Origin of the sequence: Thalassobaculum sp. OXR-137, from assembly GCF_034377285.1 — a bacterium.
Lineage (GTDB): Bacteria > Pseudomonadota > Alphaproteobacteria > Thalassobaculales > Thalassobaculaceae > Thalassobaculum.
On record NZ_CP139715.1, the window covers coordinates 91,497 to 108,813 of the forward strand.

Below are 17,317 nucleotides of genomic sequence, written 5' to 3' on the forward strand. Positions count from 1 at the left end.
CATTTCCGGTTTGCCCGATGAGGGCGAGCCGATCCCGGTTCCGGCCGCACCCGTCCCCGGCTAGTCTGGTCCGATGACGTTTCCGGGTCCCCCTCGCCGCCCTTGCCCGTCCCCCTGCCCCGGCTTCCGGCGGCAGCGCCTGTCCATCGACCGGCCGCGCCCGTGCTGACCGGCTACGGATGGACGGCGACCGCGTCGGCAGGGCCCTGGGCCGCACCGGTCTGGCTCGAACCGAACGATGGCGACGAGCAGGCCGGGCTGCCCCGCCAACCGGTGTCCCCCGGCGCCCGCCAGCGACGGCTCGCCCGGACCCATCTCGGCGACCTCGAGGGGCTGCATGCGTTCCTGCTCCGTCTGCGGGAACGGGCGGACGCGGACCTCGCGCCGCGCTATCCCGACTTCGCCGGGAAGCCGTACCCCCTCGGCCGGTGCCTGGAGATCCGCGATGCCGTCTTCGACGCCCTGGTCCAGCGCATCCAGCGGCCCGACTGCCCGGTCACGCGGTCCCTGAACGCCTTCGTCGCCGGCGGCGGGTTCGGCGGAAAGATCTGGGGCGTCCTGCGCGAGTCGTATTTTCAGAACGCCATCCAGCTCGGCCCGCTCTATGTCGACGTGGCCAACGATACGGTGACGCCCAGCAAGCCCAAGGTGGAGATCCTGCCCCTGGCGGATTCCGGGATGGTCCCGGTCGCCAGTCTGGAGCATTTCGCCGGCATCGCCCGGCGCTACTGGCAAGTGGATGTCTATCGGAACACGGTGTTCCCGGCCCTGGCCGGCTATTTTCCGATGATCTGCGTCTCGGCGCAGGGGGTGGCCTGGATCGAGCCGGGGTCGGGCCAGGTCGCCACCCTGATCCGCCGGCAGCGGATGCTGCCCTCCCTGCGGTTCCTGCATTCTGCCGACCCGCCGCCGGCCGAGCGGGTCCGGGCCCTGCTGCGGATCAAGGCGGCCAGCACAAACCCGCTGATCGTCGCGGACGGCGATCCCGTGACCCGGGTCGCCGCCGACCGCGCCGCCCGCCGCTATGCCGATCCGGCCTTCCTCGCCGCCTGCCGGGCCGCCCGGGAGGAGGTCACGCCCGGCGCCGACGATCGCCGCCCCTGAACCTCCCGCCCTGAGCCGCCTGCCCTGAGCTGTCCGAAAATCTCGCCCACCGCGCGACGGGAACCGGGGACATCCGGCGTGCGGTCGCGTAGGCTTCCGGTCCGCTGTCATCACTCGGGCTCCAGAGGGAACCGTGGCTCTCCAAGACGTAACGATCATCGACACCACGCTGCGCGAGGGTGAACAATTCGCGCGGGCGGACTTCTCCTCCGATGCCAAGCTGGAACTGGCCCATGCGCTGAGCGAGTTCGGGGTGACCTTTCTGGAGGTGACCTCGCCGGCGGCCAGCCCCCGCTCGCGCCAGGATGCGGCGCGCATCGCCTCGGCCAACCTTCCGGTGACGGTCGCCGCCCATATCCGCTGCCATCGCGACGACGTGGACATCGCCCTGGACAGCGGCGTCGGCGCCCTCAACATGGTCATGGCGATCTCGCCGATCCTGCGCCGGGCGAGCCACGGCCAGGCGATCCCCGAAGTGGTGCGCACCGCCTCGGAGATCGGCGAGTACGTGCGCAAGCGCGCGCCGGGCATCACCCTCCGCTTCTCCAGCGAGGACGCCTTCCGCTGCCCGCTGAACGACCTGCTCAACGTCTATCTCCCGCTGTCGGAGCTGAAGCTGTTCGACAGGCTCGGCATCGCCGACACCACCGGTGCGGCCACGCCCGACCGGGTCTCCGAGGTCGTCGGCCTGGTGGCGCGGCTCACCGGCACGCCGGTGGAGTTCCACGGCCATAACGACATCGGCTGTGCCATCGCCAACGCCCATGCCGCGGCCGTGGCCGGGGCCCGGTTCATCAACACCACGGTGCTGGGCATCGGCGAGCGCAACGGCATCACCTCCCTGGAGGGCCTGATCGCCGTGCTCTACGCCGCCGACCACGACGCCACGCGGTCCTGCTTCGATCTTCCGGCCCTGCCGGCCCTGTGTCATCGGGTGGCGGCCCTGGCCGGGGTGGACGTGCCGTTCAACGACGTGCTGGTCGGAGAGACCGCGTTCAGCCACAAGGCCGGCCTGCACACCAAGGCGGTCTACAACGACCCGCGCGCCTACGAGGCGCTCAACCCGGCGGATTTCGGCCTCGACCGACAGATCAGCATCGGCCACCGGCTGACCGGGTGGAACGCGATCCGCGTGCGGTCCGAGGCACTGGGCTACAGCCTGCCCCTGGCGGTTCTGAAGGCGGTCACCCGGCAGGTGAAGGAAGCCGGCGACGGCGGCGACCTGTCGATCGAACGGGTCGACGCCCTGATCGCCAGCGCCGCCCGCGAGAGCGGGCTGGCCGCCGGTAACTGACTGCCGCGGGGTTAGGCCGGCGCGCGTTCCCGCATGACCATGCTGGCGAGGCCGTAGAGCAGCGCCAGCATCGCATAGCCGATCCCCAGTGCCGTGAGGGCGGCCGGATTGTTCGATGCGGTCACCAGCAGCAGACCCACCAGCGCCGGCCCCGAGATATGGCCGATCCGCTCCAGGATGCGGTAGACCGCGATGGTGCGGTCGCGGCCGACGGCACCCGCCGCACCGCCGGCGGCGACGCGGGCGATGATCGGCGCCGCGATCAGACCCTGGCCCACGCCGAGCAGCGCCACCGACAGGGCGATGGCCGCCCCGCTCGCCACCGAGATCGGAATCTCGGCCAATCCGGCCTGCACGTCGGCCACCAGGGCGATCAGCCAGTGCGGCATGGATCCCCCGGCGCCGCCGGTCACCAGCCCCAGCCCGGCCATGCCGAGGGCCAGGGAGACCATGCCGACCACCAGCGCCCGGTCGGTGGAGCCGAAAAGCTTGACCAGACGCGGGGCGACGGCGGTGACCAGATAGGTGACGATGGCGAAGACCATCAGGGCCTGGCCGACCTCGTCGTCGCCGTAGCCCGAGCGGTGCAGCACCAGCGGCATGGCGAAGATCGCCACGCCGGCCAGGGCAAATTTCGACGTCACGCCGATCATGGTCAGCAGCGCGAGGAAATCGGGGAAGACGAGCACCCGCCGGACGTCGCCGAACAGGCGGATCGGTTGCGGCTCCTGTTCCTTCACCAGGGAGGGCAGGACACAGCGGATGTAGACCAGCGACACCACGCCCACCACCCCGGCCATGAGCACGAAGGTGGAGTCGTTCATGAACACGGCGAGCAGGCCGCCGATCCCGGTCCCGACGATCAGCCCGCCGTTGTAGCCCAGCACCTGCGCGGCGGCGGCGCGGACCCGCTCCTGGGACGAGACGATCTCGAAGGCATAGGCCTGCACGGCGACCAGCAGGACGCCCTGGCCGATGCCGCCCAGCGCCCGGCCGACGCAGAGGGCCCAGAACGAGTCGACGCCTCCGACCACGAACAGCCCGCCGGCGACCGCGGCGGCTCCGATCATGAAAAGGGCACGCAGGTTCATGCGCTCGGTAAGGATCGAGGCCGGGATGAGCGCGGCCGTCAGGCCCACGAAGAACAGGCTGAAGGGCAGAGACACCAGGCCTGCGGGCAGCCCCTCGGCGACGACGCGCTCATGGCTGATCTCGGGCAGCACCGTGAGGGTCAGGGAATCCGCCAGGATGCCGAGGAAATAGGCCGGCTGAAGGATCGCCAGCCCGGCCGTCCCGGCGATCCGCCGCCGGCTCGCCCCGTAGCCGCCGGCCCGGACCGCCCGGAAGAAGATCGTGGCGAAGAGGACGCAGCCGAAGAACAGGGCGGCGAAGTTCCGCGCACCCGCGCCGAGCGCCTCGACGATCACGGAGAACGGCAGCTCCGCGGTGAGCACCAGGGTATTGCCAGGATCGATCGGCTGGGAGAACGACACCGTCCCGTCGCCGGTCGGCGCCCCGACCCGCTTCTGGTCGGTGATGCGGTGCAGCGGGTCGTATTCGGTCAGGGTGATCGCCGCGATCTGCGGGTTGATGCGGCGGTAGTCGGTCAGCGCCTCGCGGATGCCGGTCAGCGCGTCGATCGGAATCCCGATCTCGGTGACCGCCGTCAGCCGCGCCGCCATCGACCGCGCCAGACCTTCCGCCTGGCCTTCCACGCCCTTGCGGTAAAGCTCGAACATGACCACGACGAGCACCGCCACCATGATCGCCACCCCGGCGATGAAGCTGGGCCGAAGCCAGCGGCGGGCGGCTTCGGCGTCCCGGAGCACGACAAGGGTCTGGATCGAGCCGAAGATCAGGAAGAGCAGCCCGGCGGCGATGAAAACCGGCAGGAAGGCGGAGTCGACGGTACCCCTGATGGTGGGGCCGTCGACCAGCAGCAGGACATAGCCGACCTCACCGAACTTGTCGGTCACCGGCAATCGCAGCACCGTCGTTTCGTCGTGTTCGGCGATTTCGGTGTCCGACAGCGCCTCGTCGTGCCGGAACTTGGAAGCGTCGAGCTCGAAGCCCGACGCGCAGGACGACCCGTCCTCGCGGGCCCGCACGGCCACGCAGGCGATCGATTTTCCGCCATGGTCGGTCAGCGAGATCGCGTGGATCGCCCCATCGACCCCGCCCAGCTGCTCGGCCCGCCGCTCGAAGCCGGAGAATTGAGTCAGCGGCAGCCCGCTCTGGGCGAACTGGTTCATCGTGTGCTGCAGCGTGGCGCCGAGCTGGATGACCCGATCGACGCGCATGCCGGTATAGACGCGGGTCGCCTCGCCATAGCCGACATAGGCAAACATGAGGAGGCTGAGTCCCATCAGCGCTATGCCGGGGAGGATCGCGGTAAAACGGTTCATTCCAGTCTCCGGCCCAGGGCTTCGCCCACGCGATACCCTAAGAGCGCGATCGGTTCGGATCGACTCTATCCGAATCGGAAAATGCACTCTAACCTATTTGAAACAGACACAATTCGCACGATCGAACGTCTCCGTCCGATCGTGCGTTGATCCAGGCCATTCCTAAAGCGGACGGCGTCGGGCGGCAAACCGACCTTTTGCGCTCAGCTGCTGCCGGTGGCGGCGGCCGCCGCCGGAGCGGAGGTCGCGGGGGCTGCCGCAGGGGCTGACGCCGTGCCGTCCTTGTCGCTTTCGAAACCCTCGAGCCCGGGCTCGATCATCCGCTGCACCGCCCGGAGGTCGCGGACGAATTTCGGATTGCGTCCCTCGTCCAGCTCGACCGCGCGCCGCAGAATGTCCGCCGCCTTGATCTTGTTGCCGTACTTCACGTGATACATGCCGTAGGCATGGACGATACGGGGGAAGTCGGGCGACATCTCGTAGGCTTCATGGAACTTGAGGCCCGCTTCCTTGATCTTGTTCTGGGCCAGCAGCGAGTTCGCCCACAGGACGATCGCCTCCGGATAGTGCGGATCGATCTCCAGGGTCTTCTTGAAGCGGCCGATCGCCTCCTCATGCATGCCCATGGATTGCAGCGCCTCGCCCCAGCGCATCATCGGACGCGGGAAGGTCGGCTCCAGCGCCAGCGCCTGCCGGTTCTTCATGATCGAGCCTTCCAGGTCGCCCTCGAAGAACAGGACATGGGCCCACAGGGCGTACACCCAGGGAAGGTTCTTGCGCGGGGCGTTCACCAGCGCGTGGTCGATGGCCGACTTGGTCTTCGTGAAGTCGCCGGTCGGGATGTCGTAGCGGAAGTGATAGACGGCGATGAGGTACGGATCGAGTTCGGTCAGAAGCTCGATGGCGGCGGCATTGACCAGCCCCTCGACATCGTCCTTGCTGCCGCGCTTCTCGATCACGAAGTGCCAGTACTCTGAGGACTGGCCGCGGATGCGCAGGACCAGCTCGTCGGCGTCCTCCACGAACTCGCCGGAGAAGGAATAGGGCAGGAAGCCGAGGGCCACCTGGGTGGCGCGGATCGGCTGAGCCAGGCCGAACCAGTCGCTCAGCGCTTCCACCGACTTCGCCTGGGCGGTTTCCTCGGCGACATAGGCGCCCCGGTTCGTCCCCGCCTCATCGCTGATCCGCGCAACGCTGTCCGACAGCATCGTGGTGGCGACGGCGCCGGAATAGCCGCGATCCTCCATGCTCGGCGGCACCGAGATGTGCTGGATCACGATGGTGTCCGGACTGATGAAATACGAAACCGCAAAAAACGCACCGACCGCCAGGGCCGGAATCGTCAGAATATCCAACACCGCGCGCATCCTCCTCGTCGCCCCGGCAGATGCGGTCCGTCTGGAGTCGCTCTTTTGCCGGATCCTCGCGCGTCCCGCCGTTGCGGCGAAACCCGCCCCCTTTACCCTGGACCGGACGGTCCAGGCGTCTTCTTGCCTCAGAACACCCGTTGGCCGAAAGCCACCACCTGACGTCCGTCGAGATCGTATACGAAGGTGGCGGATTCCAGGAACGAGAACGGAACCTTCACCCCGATGCGCTCGGCGACCAGGAAGTTGATCGCCAGATCGGGCGGCGCCACCGTACCGACCGGCAGTTCGCCCGGCTTGGCCGCCCCGGTCACGACGTCGACCGCATAGACCGCCGCCAGCGTCAGGGCGCTGGTCAGATTCACGCCGATCGACAGCAGCGCCGACTCCTCGCCGGCGCGCACGATGTCGGGCAGCATGGAGACGACCGGCATCCGGCCGGCGTGGCGGTTGATCTGGGCGATGCGTTCGTACACCGCGGTCGAGCCGGTGATCAGCAGGATGCTCTTGCTCTGCTCGGGGTCGCGCTGGCGGATCAGGTCCAGCGCCGCCGGGAGCGCCGCCTCCAGATCGTCCTCGGCCGAGCCGCGGCCGGTCACCGTCACATCGACGATGGCCAGCCCGAGCTTGTCGGCGGCGGCCTTCAGCGGATTCACCTGGGTCAGGATCGCGCTGTCGTTGTTCAGCGAATAGATCAGCCCGATGGTGGACAGATCCGGGATCAGGCGGCGCAGATAGGCCACCAGCGTCTCGGTCTCCACATTGATCGAGGTATAGGCGATGTTGGTGCCGCTGCCCGCCGGATCGCTTAGATGGCCGGAGGCGATCGGGTCCTTCGACGCGCTGGTCACGGCCGGGATCGCGTGGCCGCTGTGGTGGGCCCGCAGGAACGAGGTGGCGGAGGATCCCGCCGAAATGATCAGGTCCACCGGCTGGTCGTAGGACCAGTGCAGTGCCTCCAGCGCCACCGCCTCGTCGTTGTCGTAGTACCAGATGTCGAAGCGGGCCGGCACGCGGCGACGGGCGAAGACCTGCAGGATCGTGTTGACCGCCAGGGTATAGGCCTCGACCGACCGGCTCGGGATCAGCAGCATCACCCGCTTCGCCTGCTCCGCCCCCTCCAGGGGAACGGCCACGTGGCGGGCGGTATCGCCGGCATCGGTATCGACGCTGTACTCGGCCAGGGTCGCCGGGTCGTAGACGACCCAGTCGAGCACGGGACGCTCGGCCGCCGCCGCCGTCCCGGCAACGATCCCCACAAGCAGTACGATGAAAGCCCGGATAATCATAAAATGTCTACTATCATCCCGCCCGGGGATTTCAAACCGGAACGCTGCCCTCGACCGTCAGGCGGTGCATGACGCGCGCCTGATCCGGCGGGGTGAACGTGGCGGAGTGGATCGTCGAGGCGTTGTCCCAGGCCACCAGGTCGCCCTTGCGCCACTTGAACCGCAGGACCTGATCGGGCGTGGTCGCCTCCTCGCAGAGCCGGCGCAGCAGCGGCACCGCCACCGCGTCGTCCATCCCCTCGATACCGACCATCATCTCGTCGTTCAGATACAGCGCCTTGCGGCCGGTGACCGGATGCGTCCGGGCGACGGGATGGGCCTGCTCGGGAACCTTGTTGCTCTTCTGCGCGGTCGGCGACGGTCCGGCGGCGGCCTCCTCCGCCAGACGGATGCGCTTGAGCTCCTCGATCTCCGCCTTCTCCTGCGCGCTCAGTTCGCGGTCTCCGGAAAAGACGAACTCCTTGCGCTGGTAGCGGTGGATCGCCCGGCGCCCGTCGATCAGCGCCTTGGTCTCCGCGTCGAGCCGGTCGTAGGCGTCGTACATGTTGGCGAAGAGCGTGTCGCCGCCGCGCGCCGGCACCTCGACCCCGTGCAGCAGGGTGACGCTGCTCGGCTTCTCCACGAAGGTGCTGTCGCTGTGCCAGTGGGTGCCGGCCCCGTCGCGCCCGATCGGCTTGCCCTCCTTGCGGACATTGGACAGGACGTAGATCTGCGGATGCTCGGGGTGGTTATAGGAGCTGATGAAGAACGGTTCGATCGGGCCGAAGATCTCGGCGAAACGGATGAAGCCTTCGGGCGAAATGTCCTGCCCGCGGATCGCGATCACCTGATGCCGGAAGAACAGCTCGCGGACCCGCGCCGCGGCGTCCGGTGCGACATCCTGCGACAGGTCCAGTCCGGTGATCTCCGCGCCGAGGAACGGGGTCAGGGGGACCGCCTCGATCCCGATTCCGCGTTCTACACCGTCTGCCGCGTCGGCCCGCATCGCTTCTGCCTGCATCGCCCGTTCCTCCGCCCGATACCCGCCGCGGCCCGCGCGGTCGCGCGTCCTGCAGCCTCATCGGCGCCATTTGCACCGACCGGCGAACAGTGATTCACTGCGCCGGCGTCCGGGCACTGTTCTACCACGAGCCGGGGCGAACGGTCGCGGGGTGAAGTGCTCGGCGCCTACCGATTTCAGACCGGCCGAAAGGCCTGATCATCTCAGGAGCGATCATGCCGCTGGCAATTTCCACCGATCCGGTCATCCAGCTCGGCTCGGACCAGGTCGCCGCCGATTTCGCCCTGGCGCCCGGCGCCGCACCGGCCGGACGGATGGCCCTGGCGACAGCCCGGATGGTGATCTTCGTCGGCCTGACCGGGTCCGGCAAATCGGCCACCGTGGCCGGCCTCGTCGCCTCCGGCGCGATCCGGGCGGTGCTGCCCGACCGCCGTGCTGTCACCGACAGCATCATCCTGCCGGCGATGACCGGCGATCCCAGCCGTCGGGTGACCGATCGGATCGAACGCTTCCGGCTCACCGCCGCGTTCCGCGATGCGCATCCCGGCGGCATGGGCGACGTGCTGGAACGGCTGACGGTCGATGCGTCCACGGTGGGCGAGCGTCTGGCGGACGGTTGGCTGGTGTTCGACGGCGTGCGCGGGCCGGCGGAGGCGAAAGCAGCCGCGCGCCTGCCGAACGCCGTCTTCGCCGTGCTGCAGGCGCCGCCGGAGGTGCGGCTTGCCCGGCTCAGCCTGCGCGGCGACCCGTTCGACCAGGCCTCCCTGGATGTCGGCGACCTGCCGGAGGATCCCGGCGGCGCGTCGGATTATCTGAAGGTGCTGCGCGATCACGAGGCCGGAAGCCTGATGGCGGACGGCACCCTGCAGCGGCTGGCCAAGCTCCTGTCGGACGCGCAGGCGGACCTCGCCGCCGTCGCTTCGGCGGCGGCCATCGTGATGGAAGAATCCAAATACTACGATACGGGAGAGGCGGTCGCGGTGCTGGAGCAATCGGCCCCGGACCGGACCCTCGTCATCGACACGGCACAGCAGCCGGTCGAGACCGTCGTATCGGCGATCGCCGCGCGGCTGGCGCGCTGAGGCGTCCCGCCGACGGACAGCGGATGCGGCCCCGATCCATGCCGGGGCCGCCCATCGCTGACGATCAGTCGGTCAGTCGGTGTACCAGGCGTCGGCGTACAGGCCACCGGAAACCGCGCCGAGCAGACGCATGCTGCCGCGGAAGAACGCGTAGGTCGGGGTGTGGAGCAGCGCCATGACATTGCCTTGACCCAGGGCGCCGATGCTGGACCCGGTCAGGGTGCCGTAGACCGGCAGGATCAGGCCGTCGGTCACGATGGTGGCGACGACCGCGCCGCCGACCACGCCGGCGGTGATGGCGACCGCGCGATAGGCGTCGAAGCTCGAGGCCTGCGCCGCTTCCGGGACGATCGGCTGGAGGCTCTGGGCCTGGGCGGCCTGCGCCGTAACCAGGGCCAGCCCGAGGACGATCACCAGTCCCTTCGCGAGGTTAAACAGTTTCGTCATGGCACTTTCTCCCTGTCGGTCGCTGCTATTCAGTTCACTTTGGCCTGCACGTGAAATCGTCTGACGAGCCGACGCCTGCGTCAATCGCCGACCAGATACATCCCCATCAAGGCGCCGCCCACGGCGGCGGTGGCCGCCGAGATGGTATGAATGGCCAGAGGCCCCGCGACCGGTGCGATGCCCGCCGCCGCCGACCAGGCCCCGCCGAGAAGGTTGGACGCCTGCAGGCCGATGATCGGCCCCAGGGCCGCACCGCCGGTGGCGACATTGATCAGCAGGACGCCTCCGGCCGCGCCGAGAAGGGCGCCAGACGCGGTGCTGACCGTCTGCAGGCTGTCGTCGCGGGCATCGCCCAGGGACTCTACGATCGTCGGCGACGTCGTGCCGTCGATGCGAGCCGCCGGCTCGGCCTGCTGCGCAAACGCCGGGGAGGTCAGCATCCCGACCGCCGCAAGCGCCATAACCATCGTCTTAAGGAAACCCACTCGCACCATATCCCCCCATGGCAATCCCGTTGTCCGCCAAGACTTCGGCCGTGTCCGGATACCGGACGACGGCACCGCCTCTACCCCCCGAGTTCCGCCCGCCACGCCGTCGTATCCGAACGCCGACGTTCGGAGCTGGCCGGAACAAGGCCGCCGTTCCGGATCCTCGTAATCTCCGCCGCGACCGCGACACACCCAAGAGCAAGCAGCATACCCGCGAACGTCGTCGTCGCCGTCAGCAGAAATACCATTATGGGCCCGCAGGTCTTGAAAACACTCGGTGCGGATCCTACCGTTCACTCGCATTTGAGGCAACCTACGGCGACGATGCCGCAGTGCGATCGTTGCACAACGCGGGCCCGGTCCTATACCGTCTGCCGGCGGTTGCCCTCGACCGTCACTTCGGATGCCTGTCATGGAGCAAAGCGCCGTCGTCGAGAAGGCCATCGCGCAGTGCTCTGGCCCGTTCAGCACGCTGACCCTGTACGAAACCTATCTGTCGATCGATCGCAGCCAGTTCATCTGCGACGTGCACGAAGTGGTGTTCCGCTCCCACCCGATCCGCAAGAGCCGGATCGAACTGGCGGAGATCACGGAACTCGGGCTCACCGCCTCGATGATCCTGCCGCCGCTGTTCGTGCTACGCTTCGCCGGGTGCTCGCAACTGACCGGCTCGATCCTGCACGATGCGATCCTAGGCAACGTCCACATGCTCAGCTTTCTGGACAACCGCCCCTTCTATGAGCTTTACCGGCAGCTTGAGGGGATGATCCTCGCCCGACGACCGCCGGCCGAAAGAGCCGGCGTCACCGCCGGACGGCCGCCCTTCCGTTCCTTTCCCTGAGCAGCGTTCATTTCCCATGTCCCTTAGCCGAGCCGCTGCCTATCTGTTCTCGCTGCTGATCGTGGCCACCTTCGCCATGAGCGGCGTCTACGCCTTCAACGGGCCGCCCTTCGGCGCCGCCGACAATACCGCGGAGTTCGAACGCCCCGACTGGGCGCGGGAAATCGACAGCCATCTCGGCTTCCCGGCCTACCGGCTGCGGGACGACGGATCGTCCGTCGCCATCGGCCGGGTCGTCATGCTGAGCCCGGACCGGCTGCGGGTCACGGTCTTCCCCGACATGCAGGTCGATCCCGTGGGCGACTCCCGCGTGCTGCTCCTGGAGACCAACGCCCGCTCCCTGCTGGCCCTCGTGCCCGACCAGGCCCGCACCCAGATCGCCAAGGACATGGAGCAGGTGGCGCGGTCGATGCGCGACCGGTTCGTCTCGATCGTGCAGGACCCGGCATTCGACGAGGCCTATCGGGCGCGGCTTCAGGACATCGTGGTCGACGCCTACCGGACGATCCGCGCGAACCCGGCGCTGAGCGGCGCGACCGACCGCGCCATCGAGATCTACCGTCGGGAATATGCGCCTGAGCTGAGCAACACGCTGCTTCTGGCCGCGATCCCGCGGCTGCGGGCGGCGGCCCTGGAGATGGTGACCCCGTCCTGGCAGGGCATGCTCGACCTGCTGGTGGAGGGCAAGGTCGACTACTCGCCCCTGGGCGACGCCGCGGCCGACCTGCTGCGCAACGACGCCTTCTTCGATTCCATGGTCATCCACGCCCTCGATCTCGGCCGCGACCGCCGGTTCTGGCAGGTCGGGATCCTGCTGGCGAACGCCTATATCGACGCGATCTCCGACGACCCGCGCACCGAAGCGCTCCTGAACGACATTTCGCGCGACCCCGCCTTCCACGCGGAGCTGCAGGTGGTGGAGCGCGAAGCGGCGGCCGCCACCACCACGATCTTCTCCAGCGTCGTCGGCCGCGGTCCGCTGATGCAGCCGGACGCCCTGGCCGTGCGGATCATCCGCTACATCCTGCTGCGCCGCCCCCGGGTGGTCGCCGTCGTGGTGCCCAAGGGAGAGACGCTGCCGTCCGCCATCCTGGACCGCTTCACCCCCCTGACGAGAGCCGGATCGTGACCGTAGCCTCCACCGCCCATCACGCGCCGATCCTGTCGGTCGCGTCGCTCTCCATCGCCCAGCCGGCCGGCCGCGTGCTGCTCAGCGACGTGGATCTCACGCTCAATGCCGGGGAGATCGTGCTGTTGGCGGGTCCCAGCGGCACCGGCAAGTCGACCCTGATCAACATGCTCTCCGGCGCCATCGACCCGCGCGAGGAAGGCTGGCAGGCATCGGGCGAGATCCGCTACGGCAACCAGGTCTACGATCTCGCCAGCGACCGGGTGGCGATCGGCGGCGTCGTCTTCCAGAACTTCGCCCTGTTCGACGACCTGTCCGTCGCCGACAACCTGGCGATCGCCCGCGACCACAGCGATGCCATCAGTCCGACTCTGAGCGCCGCCATCGACCGGCTGATCGAGGATATCGACCGCCGGCAACCGGTGGCCTCGGCCAGCGGCGGCCAGCGCCAGCGCGTGGCTATCGCCCGAACCCTGCTGGGCAACCACCCGGTGCTGTTCCTGGACGAACCGAACTCCGGGCTCGACGTGTCGTCCTCGCGCCAGCTCGCCGGCATGTTGCGGGCGCTGGTCGACGAGATCGACATTCCGATCGTCATCATCGCCCACCATTTCCGCCATCTGATCGACGTAGCCGACCGGGCGGTGGTGCTGGATTCCAACGCCCACGCCCTGGTCGAAGTCGCCGTGGAGACGAACGCCATCGAGGCGGCGCTGACGGCGGTCGAGAACGGCGAGGCGCCGACCGCCCATGCGGTCCCCGCCCCGCCCGTGGCGACGGACACGCGGGATCTCGCCGAGGGCGGACCGCTGCCGGATGCGACCGCGCGCTGGGAACTGGGCTGGGGGGTGCGCTTCTTCCTGCGCTACATCTGGGAACTCTGCTTCTCGCCCTCGGCCCTGCTGTTCGTCGGCCTGGGCTGCACCATCGTCGGCTTCGTGACGACCTGGTTCGTCTTCATGTACCTGCCGTTCCGCGACTATCTGCTGCCGGTGATCCATTCCGACGCCCTGGCCGGCCTCGCGTTCAGCGAGTTGCGGGTGCTGGCGCCGCTGATGGCGGCGGTGCTGATCAGCGTGCGCAACTCCTCGCTGATCACCGCGAGCATCGGCCACAAGGTCTATTCCGACCAGATCAAGGCGATGCGGAACCTGAACGTGCCGCACCGGCTTTACATCAACACCATGGTGATGGCGGCCTCGGGCGTGGCGGCGGTCTTCCTGGCGGCGGCGGCGGTCAGCCTGACCGCCTGGGTGGCGATGATGACCTGGGCCCATATCTTCCCCGACGGCTCCACCTACATGTGGCGCGACCAGTTCCTGCAGCGCCTGTGGCCGCCCGGCGTATCGTTCCTGGTCGGCTGGGACTGGATCCTCGCCAAGACGGTCCCGTCGATCGTCGGCGCGTCGGCAATCGCGCTGTATTTCGGCTACCGGCCGAAACACGACGTGCTCGACATCAACAAGGCCATCGCCCAGTCGCTGATCTGGGGTCTGTCCTTCGTCCTGAGCTGGCAATCGGTTCTCACGCTGATCGAGTTCAAGCAGGTGTCGGCGCGACTGGAAGCGACGTTCTGAGGGGGCGGGCGGTGCGATGACGAAGCTCCGCTGGATTTTCGCGCCCGCCCGCGCCCTAATGCGCCGTAAAATCGAATGGGATCCGGGGTGATGCAGCAGTTCCTCGACTATATCGGCAGCTTTCGCAGCGGCCGGCGCTTCATTGCGCTGGAAGAGGAGCGCGCCCTGCTGAACATGGCCACCTCCAATCTCGGCCTGGGGCTCGACGACGCGATGGCGGCACTGCTGATCGGTGCGCGGCAGGCAGGCCTGGTCCTGGAAAGCGAGGTTGCCGAGGAAACCGCCGCCTTCCTGGCCGGTCGGATCAAGCAGGCCGGAAAGATCGTCAAGGCGGACTTCCAGGCGGCGACCGATTTCTTCATGGCCCGCGCCGGCAACCTGATCACCCCGACCGAGGCGGCCCGTCGGGTGCGCCAGCTCGTCAACCGGTCCGGCTGGACCCCGGCGCGCGCCGGCTGGATCTGGCCCGACACCTCCTGGTTCGACCGCATTCCCGATCCGACGCCGAGCACCCGCGCGCTGGTTCCGCCGATGCCGGTCCCGATGGCGACCGGCGGGTCCAACGGCCAGCAGGAGGCTGGCGGCGGCAACGCCGGCGACGTCCTGCGAGACTGGGCCGCAGCGCTGCAGTCGCGCAACGTGGACCGGATCATCGCCCTCTACACCGCCGACGCCCTGCTGCTGGCGACGGCAGAGGATCAGCCCCTGATCGGACCGCCGCAGATCCGCACCTATTTCAACCGTCTGACGTCCTACGAGGGGCTGAGCGTCCGGTTTCAGCAGGAACTCCAGCGCCTGTCCTCGGACCGGGCGACGCTGGTCAGCGGGCTGTACACCTTCACCTGGCTGGATCCGCAGACCGGCAGTCCCGTGGTCACGCCGGCGCGCTACAGCTTCGCGGTGCGCGCCGTCTCCGGGCCCGGCCGGATCGCCATGCACCATTCCTCGCGCGTCCCCGGCAACTACCCGGGCGCTGCGGCGATCTAGAACATAGGTCAGAGGGCAGAGGCGGTCGCGGGCCGGAGGACCGGCCCTACAAGACCGGTCAGGTCTGGCGGCCTTCCTCGACGATCTTCACGCCGCCGATCCGCGAATGGATATGGGCGTAGCAGAGCCCGGCACCCATGATCAGCACGACCGTGGCCTGCATGGCGTTGATCAGGTCGGTCCGGCTGTCGATCGTCACCCAATCCTTGTCGATGGCGAACCAGGCGCCGGCGGACATGGCGATCGAGACCAGCAGCAGGCCTGTCCGCTGCAGGGCGACCGCGCCGGTCTCGGTGATGTTGTAATAGGCGAAGCCCAGCACGCCGAAACAGGCGACCTTCAGGATGACGTCCTGATCCGGGTAGTCGACCACCCAGTGGTAATAGGAATAGCCGCTGGTGTTGTAGGTCGCGAACACGATGAAGGCCGGATAGAGCAGCCGAGCCAGGATGCCGCCGGGGCCGAGAATGAAGTGTCCGTCCATGCCATCCGTCCGCCGCGTTTCGTTCCGTCGCCGGGCCTTCGAGCCGATCCGTCATCCTACGAACGCGCGGGGCATCAGGCAAGCGGGCAGGCGTCGCCTCAACAGGCGGGAGCGACCGTGACTTCCCGGCAGAACGCTGCGTCCATCCGAGCCTGCGCTTCGGCGATGGTCCGGTCGCGCTGCTCGGCGATGACCCGGCGCAGCTCGGCCTCGAAGACCGGCCGGTTCATGGCGCTGTCGGCCCAATTGATCAGGTAGTCGGTCCCCCAGAGGCCGGCGGCGATCGCGCCGGAGACGAGCGACACCCCGACCAAGCCCCCCGTGTCCACCGCCGACATGAGCGCCGCGCCGCCGGCCATGGGGACGACGACCGGGACGATCACCAGACGCGTGGCGGCGCTCAGCAGGCGGATCGAGAGCGGCCGCACGGCCCGGCCCAGCACCAGGTCTGCCTGGGCCGGATCGACCGTCCCGTCGTGCAGCACGGCCTGCGGTCCCCGCGTCAGCCGGTCCGGCGCCCCCGGATACCAGTCGACCAGCAGCGGCCGGGCATAGGCGGCGGGAGCGCCCCGGGCCGCCCGGTCGGCTGCCAGGGAGCGGTCGAGCCGGGCGAGCTGGTCGACGGCGTCCTGCCAGGCCTCGAAAAGCTCATGCTCGGTCGTCTCGGGCTTGATCACTTGTTCTTCGAAGGCGGCGCCGACATAGGCCTCCAGATCGCGGACGATCTCGCCGCTGTCGATCGCCTCGCCGCGCCAGAGCTGGCCGCCGACGCTCTGCGCGCCGACCCCGGCCAGCCGCGCGCTCACCGAGAGGCTCGACAGCCAGCCGTACACCCACTCGCTGTATTCCGGCACCCGATCGGCGACCTCGTCGTAGGGCCGGCTCAGCCGCGCCTCCACCAGAGCCCCGGCCGCGCGGCGCAGGATCAGGGCGTCATCCCTGACCCAGGCCTCGGCCCGCTTTGCGGAAACATCGAGGATTTGGGCGGCTTGTGTCCTAGTTTGCTGCGCATTTCCCGGCGCAGCCCCTGCAGTCAGCGCAATACACAGGACTGCGCCCCACACTTTATGCATTAGTAGGCTGGCGAAAATGCGATACATAAGACCCAATCTGACGACCCTCTTCCTGGTGTGCTGCGACGAGAAATCAAAGGTCTGTGGCCATAAACGGGATGACGGTGGAGCAGCCTTCGGTCATTATGTGTGCTGATACGCACGACGTCACGTATCGACGAAAAAGAACGGGAGTACTAGGCATGAAAGCGTTCGCTTTCTTACTGATTTCAGCCGGAGTCCTGATTGGCTCGATGTCCGTGGCGTCGGCTCAACAGGTGACGACTGCGCCCTCGACCGAAGCGGTCGGCGGTTCCGTCCTGACGCCGGAGCAGATCGAGAACCTCAACGCCATGGTCGACCGCATGCAGTCCAGCATGAACGACATGGTTGAAGCGGCCCGGGAAACGGCGCTTCAGATCGGGCAGGGTTCCAAGACCGTGGTTCTGACCACCAACGACCTCGCGGCCATTGCGATCGGCTCGGTCGGCGCGGCGCTGTTGGTGGACATGCTGGGCGGTGGCGGCATGGCGACCCTGGCGGGTGCCGTGGCCGGCGGCGTCGGCGCCCACTGGCTGATGACCCGCGACGGTCCGCTGTTCGAGAGCCCGCTGTAAGGCCCATCTGCCCCCGGGCGTCCGGCAGGTCAGCCTCCCGGACGCATCGGACCGAGCGGTTACAGGCGTTTCCCTAGGCGGGGCCTTCCGGTTCGTCGGCGGCGGAATCGTATTCCGATTGCACCGCCGACGATTAGCGTTGATAAAATGCGCC

The 17,317-nt window shown here is 68.2% G+C and carries 16 protein-coding genes; 8 read left to right on the forward strand and 8 right to left on the reverse strand.

Annotation, left to right across the window (positions count from 1 at the left end; all coding sequences use genetic code 11):
- Nucleotides 1-162 precede the first annotated feature (162 nt).
- Both T8K17_RS00420 and T8K17_RS00425 read left to right on the forward strand, forming a co-directional pair.
- Entirely contained in the window at nucleotides 163-1,104 is a 942-nt protein-coding gene (locus T8K17_RS00420) for a hypothetical protein (protein WP_322332559.1), read from the forward strand.
- Between the two features lie 133 nt (nucleotides 1,105-1,237).
- Nucleotides 1,238-2,398: a hypothetical protein gene (locus T8K17_RS00425; RefSeq protein ID WP_322332560.1), complete on the forward strand. Its 1,161-nt coding sequence runs from the start codon at nucleotides 1,238-1,240 to the stop codon at nucleotides 2,396-2,398.
- 11 nt (nucleotides 2,399-2,409) lie between these two features.
- Here T8K17_RS00425 and T8K17_RS00430 read toward each other — a convergent pair whose 3' ends face one another.
- The 4 genes from T8K17_RS00430 to T8K17_RS00445 all read right to left on the reverse strand — a co-directional run bounded on the left by T8K17_RS00430 (nucleotide 2,410) and on the right by T8K17_RS00445 (nucleotide 8,459).
- Complete coding sequence (locus T8K17_RS00430; RefSeq protein WP_322332561.1) at nucleotides 2,410-4,803, reverse strand: MFS transporter; 2,394 nt, start codon at nucleotides 4,801-4,803, stop codon at nucleotides 2,410-2,412.
- Between the two features lie 203 nt (nucleotides 4,804-5,006).
- Nucleotides 5,007-6,161: a tetratricopeptide repeat protein gene (locus T8K17_RS00435; protein ID WP_322332562.1), complete on the reverse strand. Its 1,155-nt coding sequence runs from the start codon at nucleotides 6,159-6,161 to the stop codon at nucleotides 5,007-5,009.
- Nucleotides 6,162-6,298: 137 nt separating this feature from the next.
- Nucleotides 6,299-7,459 (reverse strand): ABC transporter substrate binding protein, encoded by a 1,161-nt coding sequence (locus T8K17_RS00440; RefSeq protein WP_322332563.1) that lies wholly within the window; start codon nucleotides 7,457-7,459, stop codon nucleotides 6,299-6,301.
- A gap of 31 nt (nucleotides 7,460-7,490) precedes the next feature.
- Nucleotides 7,491-8,459, reverse strand: coding sequence for a TauD/TfdA family dioxygenase (locus tag T8K17_RS00445; RefSeq protein WP_322332564.1), 969 nt, complete (start codon nucleotides 8,457-8,459; stop codon nucleotides 7,491-7,493).
- Between the two features lie 215 nt (nucleotides 8,460-8,674).
- On the opposite strand from T8K17_RS00445, the gene T8K17_RS00450 reads away from it, so the two are divergent.
- Nucleotides 8,675-9,541, forward strand: a complete 867-nt coding sequence (locus T8K17_RS00450) for a hypothetical protein (RefSeq protein ID WP_322332565.1) — start codon at nucleotides 8,675-8,677, stop codon at nucleotides 9,539-9,541.
- A 72-nt stretch (nucleotides 9,542-9,613) separates the two neighbouring features.
- Here the strand turns inward: T8K17_RS00450 and T8K17_RS00455 are convergent, their stop codons facing one another.
- Entirely contained in the window at nucleotides 9,614-9,988 is a 375-nt protein-coding gene (locus tag T8K17_RS00455) for a hypothetical protein (protein WP_322332566.1), read from the reverse strand.
- 80 nt (nucleotides 9,989-10,068) lie between these two features.
- Complete coding sequence (locus tag T8K17_RS00460) at nucleotides 10,069-10,473, reverse strand: hypothetical protein (RefSeq protein WP_322332567.1); 405 nt, start codon at nucleotides 10,471-10,473, stop codon at nucleotides 10,069-10,071.
- 415 nt (nucleotides 10,474-10,888) lie between these two features.
- Here T8K17_RS00460 and T8K17_RS00465 point away from each other — a divergent pair, with 415 nt between their 5' ends.
- The 4 genes from T8K17_RS00465 (at nucleotide 10,889) to T8K17_RS00480 (ending at nucleotide 15,010) form a co-directional block, all read left to right on the forward strand.
- Nucleotides 10,889-11,317, forward strand: a complete 429-nt coding sequence (locus tag T8K17_RS00465) for a hypothetical protein (RefSeq protein WP_322332568.1) — start codon at nucleotides 10,889-10,891, stop codon at nucleotides 11,315-11,317.
- 16 nt (nucleotides 11,318-11,333) lie between these two features.
- Nucleotides 11,334-12,446, forward strand: coding sequence for a hypothetical protein (locus T8K17_RS00470; RefSeq protein ID WP_322332569.1), 1,113 nt, complete (start codon nucleotides 11,334-11,336; stop codon nucleotides 12,444-12,446).
- Nucleotides 12,443-14,023, forward strand: coding sequence for an ATP-binding cassette domain-containing protein (locus T8K17_RS00475; RefSeq protein WP_322332570.1), 1,581 nt, complete (start codon nucleotides 12,443-12,445; stop codon nucleotides 14,021-14,023). Before T8K17_RS00470 ends, T8K17_RS00475 begins: the two co-directional genes overlap by 4 nt.
- A gap of 90 nt (nucleotides 14,024-14,113) precedes the next feature.
- Entirely contained in the window at nucleotides 14,114-15,010 is an 897-nt protein-coding gene (locus T8K17_RS00480; protein ID WP_322332571.1) for a DUF4440 domain-containing protein, read from the forward strand.
- A gap of 58 nt (nucleotides 15,011-15,068) precedes the next feature.
- On the opposite strand, the gene T8K17_RS00485 is transcribed toward T8K17_RS00480, so the two are convergent.
- Nucleotides 15,069-15,494: a DUF6524 family protein gene (locus tag T8K17_RS00485; protein WP_322332572.1), complete on the reverse strand. Its 426-nt coding sequence runs from the start codon at nucleotides 15,492-15,494 to the stop codon at nucleotides 15,069-15,071.
- Nucleotides 15,495-15,592: 98 nt separating this feature from the next.
- The gene (locus tag T8K17_RS00490; protein WP_322332573.1) at nucleotides 15,593-16,393 is read right to left on the reverse strand and encodes a hypothetical protein; all 801 of its coding nucleotides are present in this window, start codon (nucleotides 16,391-16,393) and stop codon (nucleotides 15,593-15,595) included.
- Nucleotides 16,394-16,824: 431 nt separating this feature from the next.
- On the opposite strand from T8K17_RS00490, the gene T8K17_RS00495 reads away from it, so the two are divergent.
- On the forward strand, nucleotides 16,825-17,163 hold the full coding sequence (locus T8K17_RS00495) for a hypothetical protein (protein ID WP_322332574.1): 339 nt from the start codon (nucleotides 16,825-16,827) through the stop codon (nucleotides 17,161-17,163).
- The last annotated feature ends 154 nt before the right edge of the window (nucleotides 17,164-17,317 follow it).

Coding starts and splice junctions, on each gene's coding strand:
- T8K17_RS00430 (WP_322332561.1), bottom strand. CDS start 4,803: ATGAACCGTTTTACCGCGATCCTCCCCGGCATAGCGCTGATGGGACTC.
- T8K17_RS00440 (WP_322332563.1), bottom strand. CDS start 7,459: ATGATTATCCGGGCTTTCATCGTACTGCTTGTGGGGATCGTTGCCGGG.
- T8K17_RS00445 (WP_322332564.1), bottom strand. CDS start 8,459: ATGCAGGCAGAAGCGATGCGGGCCGACGCGGCAGACGGTGTAGAACGC.
- T8K17_RS00450 (WP_322332565.1), top strand. CDS start 8,675: ATGCCGCTGGCAATTTCCACCGATCCGGTCATCCAGCTCGGCTCGGAC.
- T8K17_RS00455 (WP_322332566.1), bottom strand. CDS start 9,988: ATGACGAAACTGTTTAACCTCGCGAAGGGACTGGTGATCGTCCTCGGG.
- T8K17_RS00465 (WP_322332568.1), top strand. CDS start 10,889: ATGGAGCAAAGCGCCGTCGTCGAGAAGGCCATCGCGCAGTGCTCTGGC.
- T8K17_RS00470 (WP_322332569.1), top strand. CDS start 11,334: ATGTCCCTTAGCCGAGCCGCTGCCTATCTGTTCTCGCTGCTGATCGTG.
- T8K17_RS00480 (WP_322332571.1), top strand. CDS start 14,114: ATGCAGCAGTTCCTCGACTATATCGGCAGCTTTCGCAGCGGCCGGCGC.
- T8K17_RS00485 (WP_322332572.1), bottom strand. CDS start 15,494: ATGGACGGACACTTCATTCTCGGCCCCGGCGGCATCCTGGCTCGGCTG.